Origin of the sequence: Rhizobium sp. BK060 (genome assembly GCF_014193145.1) — a bacterium.
Classification (GTDB): Bacteria; Pseudomonadota; Alphaproteobacteria; order Rhizobiales; family Rhizobiaceae; genus Rhizobium.
The window spans coordinates 1-1,447 of the sequence record NZ_JACHYW010000068.1 but is presented as its reverse complement, the minus strand read 5'-3'; the positions used below and the strand labels follow the sequence as shown (position 1 = coordinate 1,447).

At 66.6% G+C, this 1,447-nt stretch carries 1 protein-coding gene; it reads right to left on the bottom strand.

What is annotated here, in order from left to right:
• Positions 1-1,313 (bottom strand): HlyD family type I secretion periplasmic adaptor subunit (locus tag FHT71_RS31135; RefSeq protein ID WP_183723302.1); only part of this gene is annotated, 1,313 nt, incomplete at its 3' end.
• Between the last annotated feature and the right edge of the window lie 134 nt (positions 1,314-1,447).

Here is a 1,447-nt window from a genome sequence, read left to right as displayed (position 1 = left end):
TCCCTGAATGCCTTCATCATCTGGTCGGTGAATGGCTTGAGGAGGTATGAGAGAGCGGTTCGTTCGGCGGTCTGGACGAAGACTTCGACGGGCATTCCGGGGATGAGTTTGTTGTCCTTGAGGAGGTTCTGGTCGTTAAGGGAGAGGGAGGCGAGGTAGTAGGGCTGGCCGGTTGCGCGGTCGAGGGTTGTTGCGGCGGCGACGACGGCGACGGTGCCGTGGAGTTCGGGTGTGGTGCGCTGGTTGAAGGCGGTGAAGCGCATGCGGGCGGGCTGGCCGGGAAAGACGCGGTCGATGTCGACGGGGGGAATGCGGACCTCGATGGTGAGGTCGCCGCTATTTGGCACGACGGACATGACGACGGCGCCGGGCGCGATGATGCCGCCGATGGTGTGGATCTGCAGGTCATAGACGAAGCCGTCGACGGGGGCGCGCACCTCCATGCGGGTGAGGCGGTCGCGGGCGGCGATCTCGCGCTCGTTGAGCTCGGCGATCTTGGCGAGCAGGTTGACGATCTCGGTCTGCGCCTCCTTGCGGGTGGTCTGGTCGATGGAGATCAGCTTCATGTTGAGCTCGCTGATCTCGCCCTCGGCCTCGGCGACGCGGGCGATGAGCTCGCCGCGGCTGCCCTCGATGCGGGCGCGCTGGCGCAACAGGTCGCGCTTCTGCGAGATCGGCACCAGCTGGTTGGCGAGCAGCTTCTCGGTCTTGGCAAGCTCCTGCTCGACGATCTCGGCCTCGCTGTCGTTGGAGCGGCTCTGCGCCTGGAAGCCGCGCACCTGCTCCTCGAGCTGGACGATCTGCAGGCGCAGCTGCTCCTTCTGGTTGGCGACCATGCGGCGGTTGGCCTCAAACAGCCTCGTCTCGCCCGAGATCACGGCAGGGGAGAGATCGAGCGTGTCGAAGCCGACGGCGTCGGCCTCGTCGCGCTCGGCCACCAGCCGGGCATGGGCGGCGGTGAACTGCTGCAGCTGCGCCTTGACGATCGACAGCTCGACGCGGGTCTGGGTGTCGTCGAGGACAAGCAGGACGTCACCCTTCCTGACGGCGGTGCCGTTGTCGACGCGGATGGCGGCGATGATGCCGCCGTCGCGGTGCTGGATGGTCTTGACCTGTTCGGAGACGACCACCTGGCCATGGGTGATGACGGCGCCCGACAGCTTCGCCTGGGCGGCCCAGCCGCCGATGGCGAAGACCAGCGCGCCGGCCAGCGCCGAGGAGGCGAGGATGCGCGAGGTGATGCCGAACTGCCGGGCCTTGTTCTTGTCGCCGCCGTTCCGGTCACGGCTCTTGTCGTTGGTCGTGGTGATCATTGCGCTATTCCCCTGAAGCCTTGCCTGGCCTTGTTGTCATGTCGTCATGGTCCTGCGGTCATGGTCCTGCTGTCATGCTTGCTGCCATGGGCGGGAGAGGCCGAAGGCCTCCCCTGGGGAGAGGCCGAAGGCCT